The 15663-nt window shown below is 71.2% G+C and carries 12 protein-coding genes; 7 read left to right on the forward strand and 5 right to left on the reverse strand.

What is annotated here, in order from left to right; all coding sequences use genetic code 11:
• Position 1 precedes the first annotated feature (1 nt).
• Positions 2–2227: a xanthine dehydrogenase family protein molybdopterin-binding subunit gene (locus OOT46_RS16370; RefSeq protein WP_265404694.1), complete on the forward strand. Its 2226-nt coding sequence runs from the start codon at positions 2–4 to the stop codon at positions 2225–2227.
• Positions 2228–2263: 36 nt separating this feature from the next.
• Here OOT46_RS16370 and OOT46_RS16375 read toward each other — a convergent pair whose 3' ends face one another.
• The 4 genes from OOT46_RS16375 to OOT46_RS16390 all read right to left on the reverse strand — a co-directional run bounded on the left by OOT46_RS16375 (position 2264) and on the right by OOT46_RS16390 (position 6450).
• Positions 2264–3847 carry an AMP-binding protein gene (locus OOT46_RS16375; protein ID WP_265404695.1) on the reverse strand — a complete coding sequence of 528 codons (1584 nt, stop codon included), beginning with the start codon at positions 3845–3847 and terminating at the stop codon, positions 2264–2266.
• Positions 3844–4158 carry an acyl carrier protein gene (locus tag OOT46_RS16380; RefSeq protein WP_265404696.1) on the reverse strand — a complete coding sequence of 105 codons (315 nt, stop codon included), beginning with the start codon at positions 4156–4158 and terminating at the stop codon, positions 3844–3846. The genes OOT46_RS16375 and OOT46_RS16380 overlap by 4 nt, the downstream gene beginning before the upstream one ends.
• 38 nt (positions 4159–4196) lie before the next feature.
• Positions 4197–5057 carry a class I SAM-dependent methyltransferase gene (locus OOT46_RS16385; protein WP_265404697.1) on the reverse strand — a complete coding sequence of 287 codons (861 nt, stop codon included), beginning with the start codon at positions 5055–5057 and terminating at the stop codon, positions 4197–4199.
• 289 nt (positions 5058–5346) lie between these two features.
• On the reverse strand, positions 5347–6450 hold the full coding sequence (locus tag OOT46_RS16390) for a 5'-methylthioadenosine/S-adenosylhomocysteine nucleosidase (RefSeq protein WP_265404698.1): 1104 nt from the start codon (positions 6448–6450) through the stop codon (positions 5347–5349).
• A 361-nt stretch (positions 6451–6811) separates the two neighbouring features.
• Here OOT46_RS16390 and OOT46_RS16395 point away from each other — a divergent pair, with 361 nt between their 5' ends.
• The 4 genes from OOT46_RS16395 (at position 6812) to OOT46_RS16410 (ending at position 11655) form a co-directional block, all read left to right on the forward strand.
• Positions 6812–8893 carry a M3 family metallopeptidase gene (locus OOT46_RS16395; protein ID WP_265404699.1) on the forward strand — a complete coding sequence of 694 codons (2082 nt, stop codon included), beginning with the start codon at positions 6812–6814 and terminating at the stop codon, positions 8891–8893.
• An 88-nt stretch (positions 8894–8981) separates the two neighbouring features.
• Positions 8982–9605 (forward strand): sigma-70 family RNA polymerase sigma factor, encoded by a 624-nt coding sequence (locus OOT46_RS16400; protein WP_265404700.1) that lies wholly within the window; start codon positions 8982–8984, stop codon positions 9603–9605.
• Complete coding sequence (locus tag OOT46_RS16405; protein WP_265404701.1) at positions 9602–10291, forward strand: anti-sigma factor domain-containing protein; 690 nt, start codon at positions 9602–9604, stop codon at positions 10289–10291. Before OOT46_RS16400 ends, OOT46_RS16405 begins: the two co-directional genes overlap by 4 nt.
• 98 nt (positions 10292–10389) lie before the next feature.
• A complete protein-coding gene (locus OOT46_RS16410; protein ID WP_265404702.1) occupies positions 10390–11655 on the forward strand; it encodes a cation:proton antiporter in 1266 nt (421 codons plus the stop codon).
• Here OOT46_RS16410 and OOT46_RS16415 read toward each other — a convergent pair whose 3' ends face one another.
• Positions 11656–12318, reverse strand: coding sequence for an FkbM family methyltransferase (locus OOT46_RS16415; protein WP_265404703.1), 663 nt, complete (start codon positions 12316–12318; stop codon positions 11656–11658).
• Positions 12319–12909: 591 nt separating this feature from the next.
• Between OOT46_RS16415 and OOT46_RS16420 the strand changes: the two genes are divergently transcribed.
• Together OOT46_RS16420 and OOT46_RS16425 are read left to right on the forward strand one after the other, a co-directional pair.
• On the forward strand, positions 12910–14067 hold the full coding sequence (locus OOT46_RS16420) for an ABC transporter substrate-binding protein (protein ID WP_265404704.1): 1158 nt from the start codon (positions 12910–12912) through the stop codon (positions 14065–14067).
• Between the two features lie 366 nt (positions 14068–14433).
• Positions 14434–15657: an MFS transporter gene (locus tag OOT46_RS16425; protein WP_265404705.1), complete on the forward strand. Its 1224-nt coding sequence runs from the start codon at positions 14434–14436 to the stop codon at positions 15655–15657.
• The last annotated feature ends 6 nt before the right edge of the window (positions 15658–15663 follow it).

The raw sequence follows: 15663 nt of genomic DNA on the forward strand, positions 1-15663 counted from the left end.
GATGGCAGGATTCGAGTGGCAAGAAGATGCCGTGGTCGCCGCGCTGCCGCGGCGGCAGTTCCTGCAGGCCGGGGGCGGCCTGGTGCTGGGTGTGGTGCTGCCGGCCTCCGCTGCGCAGGAACGCGACAAAAAGCCGCCTGAAGCGGCCGTCGGCCAGGCCTCGGCGAAGGTGACCTCGACCGCCTCGGGCTTCGCGCCCAATGCCTTCGTGCGCATCGATCGGTCCGGGCTCGTCACGCTGGTGATGCACAAGGTCGAAATGGGCCAGGGCACTTTCACGTCGATGCCGATGCTGCTCGCCGAGGAGCTGGAGATCGAGCTCGACCAGGTCAGGCTGGAGCAGGCGCCGCCCGACGGGCAACGCTACGCCGACCCCTTGCTGGGCGGGCAGGTGACCGGCGGCTCGACCTCGGTGCGCGGCGCCTGGCTGCCGCTGCGCCAGGCGGGTGCCGCCGCGCGCGAGATGCTCGTCAGTGCCGCGGCGGCGCGCTGGGGCGTGCGGCCGGCCAGCTGCCACGCCAGCAAGGGAGGTGTCACGCATGTGCCGAGCGGGCGGCGCCTGGGCTATGGCGAGCTGGCCGACGAGGCGGGCCGGTTGCCGGTGCCCAAGGAGCCTGCACTCAAGGACGCCAAGGACTTCCGTCTCATCGGCACTCCGGTGAAGCGGCTGGACTCGCCCGACAAGATCAACGGCCGTGCGCAGTACGGCATCGATGTGCGCCTGCCGGGCATGCTGGTGGCCAGTGTCGCCGCCTGCCCGGTGGTCGGCGGCACGCTGCGCGAGGTGGACCCGGGCAAGGCCCTCGCGATCCGGGGAGTACGCCGGGTGCTGCGCATCGACAACGCGGTGGCCGTGCTGGCCGATCACACCGGCGCTGCGCGGCAGGGCCTGGCCGCCCTCGCGCCGCAGTGGAACGAAGGGCCGCACGCGGGTTTCAGCAGCGTGGCGCTGGTGGCCGAGATGGAGGCCGCGTCGAAGCGGCCCGGCGCGGTCGCACGTCAGGATGGCGATACGGCCCGGGCCCTGGACGGCGCGGCGAGAAAGATCGAAGCGGTCTACCAGATGCCCTTCCTCGCGCATGCGACGATGGAGCCGATCAACTGCACGGTGCACCTGCGTCCCGAGGGCTGCGACATCTGGGTCGGCACCCAGGTCCCGACCTTCACGCAGGCGGCCGCGGCCCAGCTCACCGGCCTGCCGCTGGACAAGGTGCAGGTGCACAACCACTACATCGGCGGCGGTTTCGGGCGGCGGCTGGAGGTCGACTTCGTGGTGCAGGCGGTGGCCTTCGCGAAGCAGGTCGACAGGCCCGTCAAGTTCATCTGGTCGCGCGAGGAGGACATCCAGCACGACATGTTCCGCCCCTATTACTACGACCGGCTCTCCGCCGCGCTCGACGCGGGCGGCCGGCCGCTCGCGTGGACCCACCGCATCACCGCCTCGTCCATCATGGCGCGTTTTGCGCCGGAGACCGTCAAGGACGGCGTCGACACCGACGCGGTCGAAGGGGCGCGCGACATGCCCTATGCCATCCCCAATGTGATGGTGGACTACGTGCGCCACGAGCCGCCCGTGCCGACCGCCTTCTGGCGCGGGGTGGGGCCGACGCACAACATTTTCGTGGTCGAGAGTTTCATCGACGAGCTGGCCGTGGCGGCCGGCCAGGACCCCTGTGAGTACCGTCGCACCTTGCTCGCTCGTGCGCCGCGCATGAAGGCGGTGCTGGAGCTGGCCGCGCGGAAGGCCGGGTGGGGGAGCCCGCTGAAGCTGCCCGCGGGCCGCCGCGGCGGGCGTGGCATCGCGGTGCAGCATGCCTTCGGCACCTACATGGCGCAGGTCGCGGAAGTGGCGGTCGACCCCGAGGGCCAGGTCTCGGTGCTGCGGGTGGTCTGTGCGCTCGACTGCGGCCAGGTGGTGAACCCGGACACCGTGGCCGCGCAGATCGAGAGCGGTGTCGTCTTCGGCCTCACCGCGGCGCTGTGGAACGAGGTGAACTTCGAGAAGGGCCGCGTGCTGCAGAGCAACTTCCACGACTACCGCATGATGCGCATCAACGAGGCGCCCCGGGTGGAGGTGCACATCCTGCCCAGCCGCGACAAGCCGGGCGGCATCGGCGAGCCGGGCACCTCGGCGGCGGCGCCGGCGCTGGCCAATGCGGTGTTCGCCGCGACCGGCCGGCGGGTGCGCCGGCTGCCGATCGCCTCGCAGGATCTCAAGGCCGGCTGAGCCGGCGCCTGCCGCAGGCCGCCGGTCGATCCGCCCTCAGGTCACCCGGCGTGCCGGCACCAGACGGGTGCCGGCACGCACGCAGAGTTCGTAGAGCGCCGCCAGCGCGGCGCGATCGACCTTGCCCGAGGGGTGCGTCGGCAGTTCGCCCACGGCCACATAGTCGCGCGGCTGCTGCTCCTCGGGCAGCTGCGCCACGCAGGCGGCGGCCAGGCGCCGGCGCAGGTCCTCCAGCCGGCAGCCCTCGCGCAGCACCAGGAACATCACCAGGCCGGGCGCCTCGGGCGACCCGGCCGCGACCCCCGCGCACTGGCTCACGCCGGCTTCTTCCAGCATCACGTTCTCGGCGCCGTGCGCACCGGGCCAGAGGCCGGCGGACCGCGTGGCCGGATCGCAGCGGCCGATGTAGAGCCAGTCGCGCTGCGGGTCGCGGCGTCCGATGTCGCCGGTGCGGTAGCAGCGCCGGCCCGACACCGGGTCCTGCCACCAGTGCGGCGCCTTGTCGCGTTCATCGCGCCAGTAGCCGTCCATCAGCGACGGGCCGTGCACGCACAGCTCCACATCGCCGGCGCAGCCGCCGTCGACGGGCAAGGTGAAGATCTGCGTGCCGGGCAGCGGTCGGCCGATCGGGATGCCGGGCGACACCGCCTCGTGCGGGTACACGCGATAGCAGGTGCAGACGTTCGTCTCGGTGGGGCCATAGAGGTTGTAGTAGACGACCTGGCGCGGCAGCGCCGCGCGCAGCCTCGTGAAGCCGGCCTCCGGAAAGCACTCGCCGCCGAACATCACGGCGCGCAGCCGGCTCAGGTCCTGGCGCTCCAGGGCGCCGCGCGCCGCCAGCAGCGACAAGGTCGTCGGCACGGTGTAGAGCACGCTGATCGCATGCCGCCCGAGGAAGGCGGCGAGCTTGCGCGAGAGGCCGACGCGGCGGTCGTCGTAGAGGTGCAGGGCGGCGCCGACGGCCAGCGGGGCGAACAGGTCGAACACCGCAGGATCGCAGCAGAACGACGAGACGCCGGCGACCCGGTCGCGGCAGGACAGCGCCAGTTCGGTGCAGGCCCAGTCGACAAAATAGCGGGCCGCCCGGTGCGAGACGCAGACGCTCTTGGGCGGGCCGGTGCTGCCGCCGGTGCACAGGATGTAGGCCAGCCGGTCGGGCGTGACCGGCTCGGGTGGCAGGCCGTCGTCGGCGCAGGGGGTGCGGGCCAGCTCGGTGGTCGTGAAGCGGCCGGATGGGCGTGGCCGCGGCAGCGGCTGGTCTGCCCCGGTGACCACCACACGGGCGCCGACGTGATCGAGCAGCGCCTCCTGGCGTTGTCGCGGCCAGCCCGGGTCGAAGGGCACGTAGGCCGCTCCGAGACTGAGGCTGGCATAGATCACGACCACCGCATCGGCCGAGCGCTCGACCGCCACCGCGACCCGGTCACCGGGACGCACCCCGGCTTGCTGCAGATGGCTGCGGGCCGAGACGATGCGAGCGGCCAGTTCGCGATAGGTCGCCACGCCGCGTGCCCAAACGAGCGCCGGACGGTCCGGATAGCGCCGGGCCATCGCAAAGAAGGGCGCATGCAGCAGTTCGCCGCGCAGAGGAATCGGTTTGCCGGGCGGCGCGGCTTTCATGGAAGGCCGGCGGCCGACTCACCGGGCGGCAGCACCGCCTTGGACAGGACGTGCTCGACCAGGGTTTGCACTTGCATCAAGCCTTCGAACTCGAGGTCGCGGTCGTCGAGATCGATGTCGAACTGCTGCTCCAGGCAGGTCAGCAGACGCAGCAGCTGGACCGAGTCCAGGCCCAGGTCGTCGACCAGGTGCAAGGCAGTCAGCGGCAGCGGCGGGACGCCCCATGCCGGGGAGCCGGGCGGCGGCGGATCGAGCCACTGCGCGACCACCTGCAGGACCTGTTGTCGGAGTGTCTCGGCATGCTTGTCCATCGTGGTTCCCGGCTGGAAAGGTGGGCCCGCGGCAGGCCTCAGTGCAAGCAGTGGGGTGCGAACGCCAGGCCGGCGCGGCTCGCGCCTGCAGGCTCGGCCCGGCACACCAGGCGAAGCACGCCCGGCCCTTCCCAGGCATGCAGCATCGCCGGGTTCAGCCCGGCGAGCACGGCAACGTCTATCAGTTCGGCAGGATGAAAGCAGCGCTGCACCTGGGGCGCCAGGCCCTTGAGCAGGGACGAGGCGGCCTCGCGGCTGCAGGCCTCCGCGCGTGAGACGGCGGCCACGAGACGCTCCAGGCAGGCCAGCCACAGCTTGGCGACCAGGGCTTCGCGGCCGCTCAGCGCCAGCTCCTGCAGCACCGCCCGCACCGAGCTGTGGCCGGCCTGGCGGTGCAGCTCGTAGAGGCGGTGGTTCGCGACGCCCAGGCGGTCGGTGGCCGCCAGGATGCGCGCGGCCTGCCAGTGCGGGCCCAGGCGTCCCAGGCCGTACAGCCACAGCTCGGCCCCAGGCCGCAGGTGCTCGCGCAACTGGGCGAGCAGCACGCGCGCCTCGGCGGGCTCGAGCGGATCGAGCACCCCGGTCGAGACCACCACGGTGCCGAAGCGTTGTCCGTCGGGCAGCGGCTCCAGCGCATCGCTCACATGGACATGAGCGCAGCCGCGCTCGCGCGCCTGCAGCACCATCTCGGGCGAGGTATCGAAGCCGAAGACCTGCTCGCTGCCGAGCTCGCGCTGCAGCGTTTCGAGCACCGCCCCGCCGCGGCACCCGAGCAGCGCCACCGGCGTCGCCATCTCCGACACCTGCGATGCGGCCATCGCCGGGCTGAGCCCGAGACGTTCGAACAAGGGCCAGAGACCGGCAAGGCCGCTCCACCGATAGGTACATTGGGGATACATCGGGCGCCGCTCCTTGCGTGCTTGCTGTGGGCCGGGGGATCCGAGAGCTGCGGGACGCAACTCTCTTGTTCACTGTAGCGGTAGGCCGGGCCAATGCACCAAGGTGCATCCAATGACTCTTGATGCAATTGAAAGCGACTCGTGTATGTAGCTACATATTGTTGAAGCGAGGGGGGGAGTGTTCGACAACAGCCACATATCTCAATGGTCCTGTCTCGAATCGGAGAGTCGTGAGACAGTCGGGGCTGCCGTGTGAAGGGGCTGCGCGCAGACGCGGCCCCTTCACGGTTCAGGGCTTGTTCGCTTGGCGCTTCCAGGCTTCGAGGAAGGCCAGCGTCACGGCCGAGGCGTTGGCCTCGGCCAGGCCGCTGCCGAAGAAGGCGCCGACTTCGGTGAAGTCGTCGCCGCCGGCCAGGTCCGACAGGCTGCGGAAGGCGATGTAGGGCACCTGGTTGGCATAGGCCACATGGGCCAGCGCCGCGGTCTCCATCTCGATGGTTTCGGCTTGCAGCGTGTCGTAGAGGTAACGCCGGTAGTCGGGGTTGGCGAGGAAGGCGGGGCCGCTGACGCCGCGTCCGCCGGCCTTGAGCTGGGGCTGGACCGTGACGCACAGCTGCGGGTTCCTGGGCCCGCAGCGCTCCAGCTGCGGCTTGATCGAGCGGGCCACACGCAGCATCGCCGCATCGACGGGATAGTCGAGACGGAACTCGCCCTGCGGGGCATTGCGGCCGTTGAGCACATAGGTCTCGCGAATGAAAAGCCCGGTGGCCACCGCACCGCGCGGGGTCGGGATGCTGTAGCCGGGCAGCGGCTGTCCGTCCCGCGTCGCGAGCTTCAACCCCAGGCAGGCGAGGTCGCCCGGTGTGCCGCAGGCCGACGGCACCGAGTTGTTGCCGTTCCAGTAGACCTCCAGCGGCATCGCCCACTTTTCCGGCACCAGCACGTCGCCGATGTGGTGCGCCGGGTTCACGCCGCCGGAGATGCCGCTCATGATCAAACGCTCGATCCGGAAGTGGTCCAGCATCAGCTGGGTCACCATGGTGGAGTTCACGATGCTGACGCCGCTGAGCACGATGACCACCGGCACCCCCTTGAGCGTGCCGGTGGTGAAGCGGTTGCCGTTGATCACGTGGGTGCGCGGCCGCAGCGTCTGCGCGACCAGGATGTCGGCCTCGGCGCCGAAGGCCGACACGATGCCGATGCGCTCCGCGCAGTCGGTCAGGCAGCGACCGCGGTGTTTGTCGCCGGGCTGTTCGGCATGGGCCTGATGAGACGGGCCCGCCGCTGCGGGCGGGTCACCGGCTGCGGCGCAGCCGGCGGCCGCCAGCAGCAGGGCCAGGGCCGGCACCAGCCGGGCCATCAAAGCGCGGGGAAAGAGACGCTGGAACGTCATGGAGGAACCTCTCGTGGCGGGTTGGGAGCGAACGCGCTGCGCCAGCACGCGCGCGCGGTGGTGTCCGGGTCGGACGAGAGGCAGCTTGCCGGCGCTCCAGGCCTGTCAGTGTTACTGGGTGTGTGGCGCGGAGCCCGAAAACTCCGCGCCAAGGGCGGCCGGTGTGTCAAAGTGAGCCGACCGCGTACCGTCCCTGCGCAGGGGGCGTGCCCGGTGTGCAGCCCGGCCGGCCTCTTCTGGCCCGCCGCAGCGCGGTAGCGATGCGATCGAGTTCGGGCGGCGCGGAGTTTGCTTGCTGCGGGCCTTTTCCGTGCGGTGCGTGCCGCCGCGTCGAGATCTCCGGCGTCAAGAAAGGTCCTTCATGTCACTCGACTCTTCCGACAACCCGCTGCTCCACGACTGGCTCGCGCCCTACGGCCTGCCCCCCTTCGGGCAGGTCCGGGCCGCGCACTACGCGCCGGCCTTCGCGCAGGCCATGCAGCTTCACCGGGCCGAACTCGATGCGATCGCGGCCAACCCGGAGCCGCCCGGCTTCGAGAACACCGCGGCCGCGCTGGACGGCAGCGGCCGGCTGCTGCGGCGCATCGAGCTGCTGTTCGAGAACCTCTGCGAGGCGCACAGCGACGAGGCGCTGCAGGTGGTGGAACGCGAGATGGCGCCGCGGCTCGCGGCACACCGCAATGCGGTCTACCTGCACGCCGGCCTGTTCGCCCGGCTCGATGCCGTGCATGAACGCCGGGCCGCGCTGGGGCTGGACACCGAGGCGCACAGCCTGCTCGAGCGCCTGCACCGCGACTTCGTGCTGGCCGGCGCGCGCCTGTCGCCCGAGGGGCAGGCCCGCCACGCCGCGATCACGGAGCGGCTGGCTGCCTTGCACACCGCCTTCAGCCAAGCGGTGCTGGGCGACGAGAACGCCTGGCTGTTGGCGCTGCAGGCGCCGCAGGACCTGGACGGCCTGCCGCCCTTCGTGCTCGATGCGGCCCGCGTCGCCGCCGCCCAGCGGGGGCTGAACGGCGGGTATGCGATCACCTTGTCGGCCTCGCTGATCGAACCCTTCCTGGCCTTCTCGACGCGCCGCGACCTGCGCGAGCTTGCCTGGCGGGCCTGGAGCTCGCGCGGCACCGCGGCGCCCGAGCGCGATACGCGGCCGCTCATCGTCGAGATCCTCGAGCTCAGGTTGGAGCTGGCCCGCCTGCACGGGCATGCGAGTTATGCCGACTACGCGCTGTCCGACCGCATGGCGGCCACCCCGCAGGCCGCCGAAACACTGCTGATGCGTGCCTGGGAGCCGGCGCGCCGGCGGGCCCTCGAGGAGCTGGAGGCCTTGCAGGCACAGGCCGGCGACCTCGGGCCGCTGCAGCCCTGGGACTGGCGCTTCTACGCCGAGCAGGTGCGCCAGCAACGCTTCCATGTGGACGACACCGAGGTCAAGCCGTATTTCCAGCTCGACCGCCTGCTCGATGCGATGTTCGACTGCGCCGGCCGCCTGTTCGGCCTGCGTTTCGTCGAGCAGCCCGGGCCGCGCCTCTACCACCCCGACGTGCGCCTCTGGGAGGTGCGCGACCAGCAAGACGAACGGCTGGTCGGCCTGTTCCTGGGCGACAACTTCGCACGGCCCGGCAAGAAGGGCGGCGCCTGGATGAGCCTCTACCGCCTGCCCTCGGGCGTGCGCGGCGAGGCGAGCGAGGTGCTGCCCATCGTCGCCAACCACAACAACTTCGCCAAGGCGCCGGACGGCGAGCCCACGCTGCTGAGCGCCGACGACGTCAGGGGGCTGTTCCACGAGTTCGGCCACGGCCTGCACGGACTGCTGGGCCGCCTGCGCTACGAGCGTGTGGCCGCCTGCAACGTGCTGCAGGATTTCATCGAGCTGCCCTCGCAGCTCTTTGAGCACTGGGGGCACGCGCCCGACGTGCTGCGCCGCCACGCGCTGCATGCCCGGACCGGCGAGCCCATTCCCGAGGCGCTGCTGGCGCGTCTGGAGGCGGCGAGGCGCTTCAACCAGGGCTACCAGGCGGTGCAGTACGTCGCGCCGGCACTGATCGACCTGGCCCTGCACCGGCGCACCGACTACCAGGGCCTGGATGTCGAGGCGGTCGAGCGCGAGTGGTGCGAGCGACTGGGCGTGCCCGGCGCGGTGGGCCTGCGCCACCGCCTGCCGCATTTCCGCCACGTGTTTTCCGGCAGCCACTATGCGGCCGGCTACTACGTCTACCTGTGGGCCGAGGTGCTGGACGCGGATGCCTGGGAGGCCTTCGTCGAGGCCGGCGACATCTTCGATCCGACCGTCGCAGCCCGGCTGCACCAGCACATCTACCGCAGCGGTGGCAGCGTCGAGCCGCGCGCCGCCTACCGCGCCTTCCGGGGGCGCGATGCGCGCGTCGAGCCGATGCTGGCCCAGCGGGGGCTGCTGCCCGAGGCCGGCGTAGCCGCCGGGCTCTGAGGCGGGCGCGCCGGCGACCAGGTGGGCGGCTCGCCGCTGCGCCAGGACCGGCTGGCAAAACCGCCGGGCACTCCTACAATTTCGCGCCATGGCTCCCATCCCCGAGGACGAGTGGTCCCAGCGCAGCAGGCTGCTGGCCGCGCTGCTGGCACGCGTCGGCCTCGGCGACCGCGCCGCCTTTGCCGAGGTCTACCGGCTCAGCGCGGCGCATCTGCTCGGCGTGGTGCTGCGTATACAACCGGTGCGTGCTCAGGCCGAAGAGGTGCTGCAGGAGATCTACCTTCAGGTCTGGCGCGCCGCGGCGGGTTATCAGGCAGCGCAGGGCCAGCCTCTCACTTGGCTGACCAGCATTGCCCGCCACCGCGCGATCGACAGCGTGCGGCGCCAGCGGGCGCGGCCGCAGACGGTCGCGCCTGCGTTGGCCGACGATGAGCAGGACCAGGACGTGAGCGAGAAGTACCCCGATCCGGGCCCGGGCCCGGCCGAGCTGTGGCAGCGCGCCATGGCGGCGCGTCTGCTGCAGCAGTGCCTGGGCGGGCTGTCGAGCGAGCAGCAGCAGAGCCTGGCGCTGGCCTATTACCAGGGCCTCAGCCACAGCGAGGTCGCGGAGCAGCTCAAAGCCCCGCTCGGCTCGGTGAAGTCCTGGGTGCGGCGTGGCCTGCAGGCGCTCAGGGCCTGCCTGGAGCGTGCCGGCGGGGAGCAGGCCTTATGAACTACAGCCGCGCCGAGTTGGCCGACCGGCTGGCTGCCGAGTACGTGCTGGGCACCTTGCAGGGGCGCGCCCGGCGCCGCTTCGAGACCCTGCTGCCGGCCCATCCAGCGCTGCGCCAGGCGGTGCAGCGCTGGGAGTCGCGGCTGGCGCCGCTGGCGCAAGTCGTGACCCCGGTGGCGCCGCGGCCGGAGCTGTGGGCGCGCATCGAAGCCGCTGTCGAAGGGCCGCGCGCCGCTCCCGCGCCGCTGCCGACGCCTCGAGGGCGCTGGGAGTCGCTGGCCTTCTGGCGCGGTTGGGCGGCGTTCGCAACCGCCGCGGCCGCCTGGCTGGCGCTGCTGCTGACCCAGCCGCCGCCGTCGCGGCCGCCGCTGGTGGTGGTGCTCAACGCGCCGGAAGGCGCCTCGTCCTTTGTCGCCGGCGTCGCCGGCGACGGCCGCAGCATGCTGGTCAGGCCGCTCACACCGGTCCGGCTGCAAAGCGGCCACGACCTGGAGCTCTGGGCGGTGCCCGCCGGCGGCGCACCACGCTCGCTGGGCCTGATCGCCGCCGATCGGGCCACCGTGCTGCAGCGCACCCCTGCGCTGGAAGGTGCGGCGGCGCTGGCGGTGAGCCTGGAGCCGGCCGGCGGGTCGCCGACCGGCGCGCCCACCGGGCCCATCCTGTTCAGCGGCAAGCTGCAGTCCTGAGGCGGCCGGCACGCTGCGGGGGTTGCAAGCGCCTGCGGCGTGGTGCCGGGAGCGGTGCTTGCTGAACCGGCCGTACTGTCCGCTTTCCCGCTGCTCGCATGCTGGTTCCCTGGTTCGTCCTGGTCGGGGCGGTGCTGATCGTGATGGCCTTCTCCAGCCATCTGGTCCAGCGCCTGCCGCTGTCGCCCGCCATCGTCTACCTCGGCGTGGGGGCGCTGATCGGGCCGCTCGGCGCCGAGTTGCTGCCGATCAAGCCGCTGCGGCATGCCGAGACCCTGGAGTTGCTCGCGGAGATCGCCGTGCTGATCACGCTGTTCGCGGTCGGGCTGCGCCTGCGGGTGCCGTTCTCGCCGCGCTTGTGGGCGGTGCCGATCCGGCTTGCGACGCTGGGGATGGCCGTCACCACCGGGCTGGGCATGCTGGCAGCCCACTGGGTGCTGGGCCTGCCTTGGCCGGCTGCGCTGCTGCTGGCGGCGGTGTTGGCGCCCACCGATCCGGTGCTGGCGTCCGAAGTCCAGATCCGGCAGCCGGGCGATCGCGACGCGGTGCGTTTTTCACTCACCGCCGAGGGCGGCCTCAACGACGGCACGGCCTTCCCCGCGGTGATGCTCGCGCTCGGCTGGATGGGTGTGCACGAGCTGGGCGCTTTCGGCTGGCGCTGGATCGCGGTGGATCTGCTCTGGGCCGTCGGCGCCGGACTGGCGCTGGGCTGGTGGTGCGGCAAGGCCATGGCCTGGGCGGTCGCGCGGCTGCGCGAGAGCGGCCACCGGCTGGAGCACGAGGAGTTCCTGGTCTTCGGCGTGATCGCGCTGGTCTACGGCATGGCGCTCGGCATCCGCGCCTACGGCTTTCTTGCCGTGTTCGCGGCGGGAGCCGCGCTCGGGCATTGCGAGCTGTGCGGCGCCTTCCGCGCGCAGGGCGGCGAGGCGGTCGGGGACGACGCGAGCGAGCCGCGCGACGCCGCGCATTCCTCGCGCCTGATCCAGTTCAGTGTGCAATGCGAACACCTGGCCGAAGTCGCCCTGGTCTTGCTGATCGGATCGGCCCTGGCCTGGGCGGACTGGAGTGCCCGGGCCGTGCTGTTCGCGGCCGTGCTGACCGGGGTCGTGCGGCCCCTCGCGGTGCTCGCGACGGTGCCGCGACGGCTGATCGAGCGCGGGCCGAGGCGGCTGGTGGCCTGGTTCGGCATCCGCGGCGTCGGCTCGCTGTACTACCTGTGTTACGCCTACGGCGAGGACGTGGCGCGAAGCCATGCCGAGCCGGTCGCCAGCGCCGCACTGATCACCATCGCGGTGTCCATCCTCGCGCACGGGATCTCGTCGACGCCCCTGATGGAGCGTTACATGGCCCGGCACGAGAGATGATCAGAGCCCGAGCACGTCCTTGCGGATGAACAGGGCGTCGCCGGCATGGTGTCGGTCGAAGTAGACGTTGTTGAGCGTGTAGCCGCTCGCGTCCAGCCAGGCGCAGAAGCTGGAGAAGGGCGTCTGGCCGGCATACAGCTCGGCGCGCATCACCTCGGTGAAGATGTACTTGATCGACTTCAGGGTGCGGTTGGCCCCCATCAGGATCTTCAGCTCGGCGCCCTGGGTGTCCATATAGAGCGTGTCGAGCTGGGCCACGGTCGCCTGGTGGCCGTTGGCCGACAGGAAGGCCGTGACGTCGTCGACGGTGTGCGAGACCAGCTCCACCGTGCCCTCGAACTTCACGTCGCTGAAGACCTTGAGGTGGTTGGCCGGCGGCAGGATGCTGCTGCTCATGCCGCCGTTGCTCGCCAGGTGGAAGGTGTAGCGCTTGCCGCTCTCGTCGGTGCACAAGGCCTGCACCGCGACGTAGCCCGCAATGCGCTGACAGGCCTGCGCCAGGTGGGCATAGGGCTGGGGCAGGGGCTCGATGAAGACGCCATGGGCCACCCCCTTGTCGAGGAACAGCGGCAGCTCCTGGCCGTAACTGGCGCCCAGCTGCAGGATGCCCTGCGGCGGCGCCAGGTCGAGCGACTGCAGGGTTTCGAACAAAGGAATGGACATCGGGCTTCCCGGCCTTGAGATGGGGCATTGTGCAAGCCAGCGGCTCGGCGGACGGGAGGAGAAAGGGCGGCTATCCGGTCCAATTCCGGGGCCGGAGCCGCCGCCGGTTTTGCCGCCGGAGCCGGCTACAAGAGCCGGCAAGGTGTGCCGCCCTACTTGCTTCACACAGAAGGGAGACACTGCTGATTTTCATCAACCGCTTCCGGTGTGTGAAAAACCAGCGGCAAAACCCGTTGTTGTAAGCGTGCCACTACTTCCCCCCGATCCCTTGCTTTGGGGGGATCGCCCATGCGGTCCGGCGTGGCAAGATCGCGTCCACTTGAGAGGAGATTGCCGCTGCGGGCCAGGCCTGCGCGGCACGGCGGCCCGGTATCCCGGCCCGCTTGCCCTGAACGGATTCCAGAACATCACAAGGGTCGGACCATTCTGCCGCGGCGTCGTCACGCCTGCCTCTCGCCAAGAAGTCAGTCGCCGGTGATCGGTGTCGTTCCGTCCTGCGGGCGGAGCGACACCGGGCTGTCCCCTGCGCGACGGATGGGCAGACCTGCGCCCGGTATGGTGCGCTTCGATTTGAACGGGGAGGAATCTCTCATGGACCGTCGTCAATTCGTGAGCCGCCTGTCTGGCGGCGCCGTCGCCCTCGGGGCCTCGTCCTGGTTGCGAACCGCTCACGCCGCAGAGGCTGGGCTGTCGTCCAGCCATGTCAGCATCGGGAGTTCGCTGGCCCTCTCCGGCGTGCTGGGCGGTGCCGGCACGGACCACACCGCCGGCATCCAGGCGGCCTTTGCGATGGTGAACCGCAGCGGTGGCGTTCACGGTCGGGAACTGCGCCTGCAGACCCAGGATGACGGTTACGTGCCCGCCCGCACCGCCGCCAACGTCAAGCAACTGCTCGAAGGCGACAAGGTGTTCGCGCTGATGTCCATCATGGGCACCGCCAACAATGCCGCCGTGCTGTCCACCATCGAGCAGCAGGGCGTGCCTTATGTCGGACCCATCACCGGTGCCAGCTCGCTGCGCAACCCGGGCCAGCGCTCGGTCTTCCACGTGCGCCCCAGCTACCAGGACGAGGTGCTGCGTGTGGTGCCGCAGCTGGTGCAGATGGGGCTGCAGCGCATCGCGGTCGTCTATCTCGACAACCCCTTCGGCAAGGAAGTGCTGAGCGCCACCGAGCGCGCGCTGACCGCCCACAAGCTGCAGGCCGTCGGGTCGTTCTCGCTGGCAGTGGACGGCAGCAACGCCCGCGAGGTCGCCCAGCAGGTGATCGATGCAAAGGCCGGTGCCGTCATGATGGGCACCACCGGCACCGCCACCACCGCCTTCGTGCTGAGCCTGCGTGCCAAGGCGGCGGCGCTGCCGCTGCTCGGTGTCTCGGTCGCGGTCGTGACCTCGGAGGTGCCCAAGCTGGCCCATGCCGCCCACGGCCTGGCCCAGGCGGTGGTGTTTCCCGATGCGAACAGCGCCAAGTCGGGCGCCGCCCGCAGCTACCAGGCCGCGATGCGTGCTGCCGGGCTCGACAACATCGGCACCAGCGGCTTCGAGGGCTGGATCAATGCGCAGCTGGTGATCGAGGGCTTGCGCCGCGCCGGCCGCGACCTGAGCCGCGACAAGCTGCGCACGGCGCTGGCTGGCATCCGCCAGTTCGACCTCGGCGACTTTGTACTGGGCTTCCGAGGCGCGGCGCCCTTCGTCGCGCTGAGCACGGTCAAGATCGGCGTCTACGACGAGGAAGGCCGCATGCGCTCGTGAGCGGCGCACACCTCTGAGGGCAGTCGCGGGCGAGCGCAGGCCTCGTCCGCTCGTCGGCCCCGGTTCTCTCCGGACAGGGGCGACGCCCAGGTCGAGCGGCAGGGATAGCACGTGCTCGTGCTCTCGCCGTGCCGTCTCCCATGGCTGGGCCATCTGGATCGCTGCCGCGGCGACAGCGGCGCAAGCCGCTCGGCGGGACGCCCTGCCACTCCGGGTGCGACAAGGAAACGGGGGTATGCCGCGTGACGCCGGCAGAAAAACCCCGGCGCAGCGCAGATTGCTGCAATGCAACAGAATGCGGCGCCTTGCCCGTGCCGCGCGCGAAGCCGGACCGGGGCCTTGCCGTCCTCCACCGCTCCCCCGCCCATGACCTCCGTCTCCTCGTCTTCCGCCCTTGTTTCGTCCCCCCTGTCTGCTCCGCCGCGTGAGCGGGGATTCGGGGTCGCCGTCGTCGCGCTCGGCGTCGGCGGTTTCGCGATCGGCACCGGCGAGTTCGTGATCATGGGCCTGCTGCCCGAGGTCGCGCGTGACCTCACCATCAGCATCCCGCAGGCCGGCCACGTCATCAGTGCCTATGCGCTCGGTGTGGTGGTCGGCGCGCCGCTGCTCGCGGTGCTGGCCGCGCACTGGCCGCGGCGTGTCCTGCTGGTGGCGCTGATGGCGATGTTCGCGATCGGCAACATCGCCAGTGCGATGGCGCCGGGCTACCTGTCCCTGAACGTCCTGCGTTTTGTCGCCGGCCTGCCGCACGGCACCTACTTCGGCATCGCGGCCCTGGTGGCCGCCTCGCTCGCGCCGCCCGATCGCCGCGCCAGCGCGGTGGGGCTGGTGATGCTGGGGCTGACCAGCGCGACCTTGGTTGGCGTGCCGATCGCCGCCTGGCTGGGCCAGCACCTGGGCTGGCGGGCGGCCTTTGTCCTGGTCGGCGGTATCGCGGCTGTGGCCTGCGTATTGATCCGCCGCGGCCTGCCCGATCTGCCCGCGCCGCAGGGCGCGAGCCCGCTGCGTGAGCTGGGGGCGCTGGCGCGGCCGCAGGTGTGGCTGACGCTGGGCATCGGCGCGATCGGCTTCGGCGGCATGTTCGCCGTGTTCAGCTACATCAAGCCGACCTTGACCGAGGTGGCCGGCCTGTCGGTCGACGCGGTGCCACTGGTGCTGCCGCTGTTCGGCCTCGGCATGGTGGTCGGCAACGTGTTCGGCGCGCGGCTGGCCGACCGCTCCTTGATGGGCACGATCGGCGGCGTGCTGGCCTGGTCGGCCGTGGTACTGGGCGCGGTGGTGTTCACCTCGCAGCATGCGGTCAGCGCGGCGCTCAATCTGTTCCTGGTCGGCACCGTGGTCGCGATCGGCCCGGCGCTGCAGATCCGGCTGATGGACGTGGCCGGCGACGCGCAGGCCCTGGCCGCGGCGCTCAACCACTCGGCCTTCAACATGGCGAACGCGCTGGGGGCCTGGCTGGGTGGCGTCACCATCGCGGCCGGCCTGGGCTGGACCTCGACCGGCTGGGTCGGCAGCCTGCTCGCGCTCGGCGGCCTGGCGGTGTTCGGCGCCTCGCTGTGGCAGCAAGGCCGCGCTCGCGCGGCCGGCTGAGGCCAC

It is taken from the genome of Aquabacterium sp. A7-Y, from assembly GCF_026153205.1.
GTDB lineage: Bacteria > Pseudomonadota > Gammaproteobacteria > Burkholderiales > Burkholderiaceae_C > Caldimonas.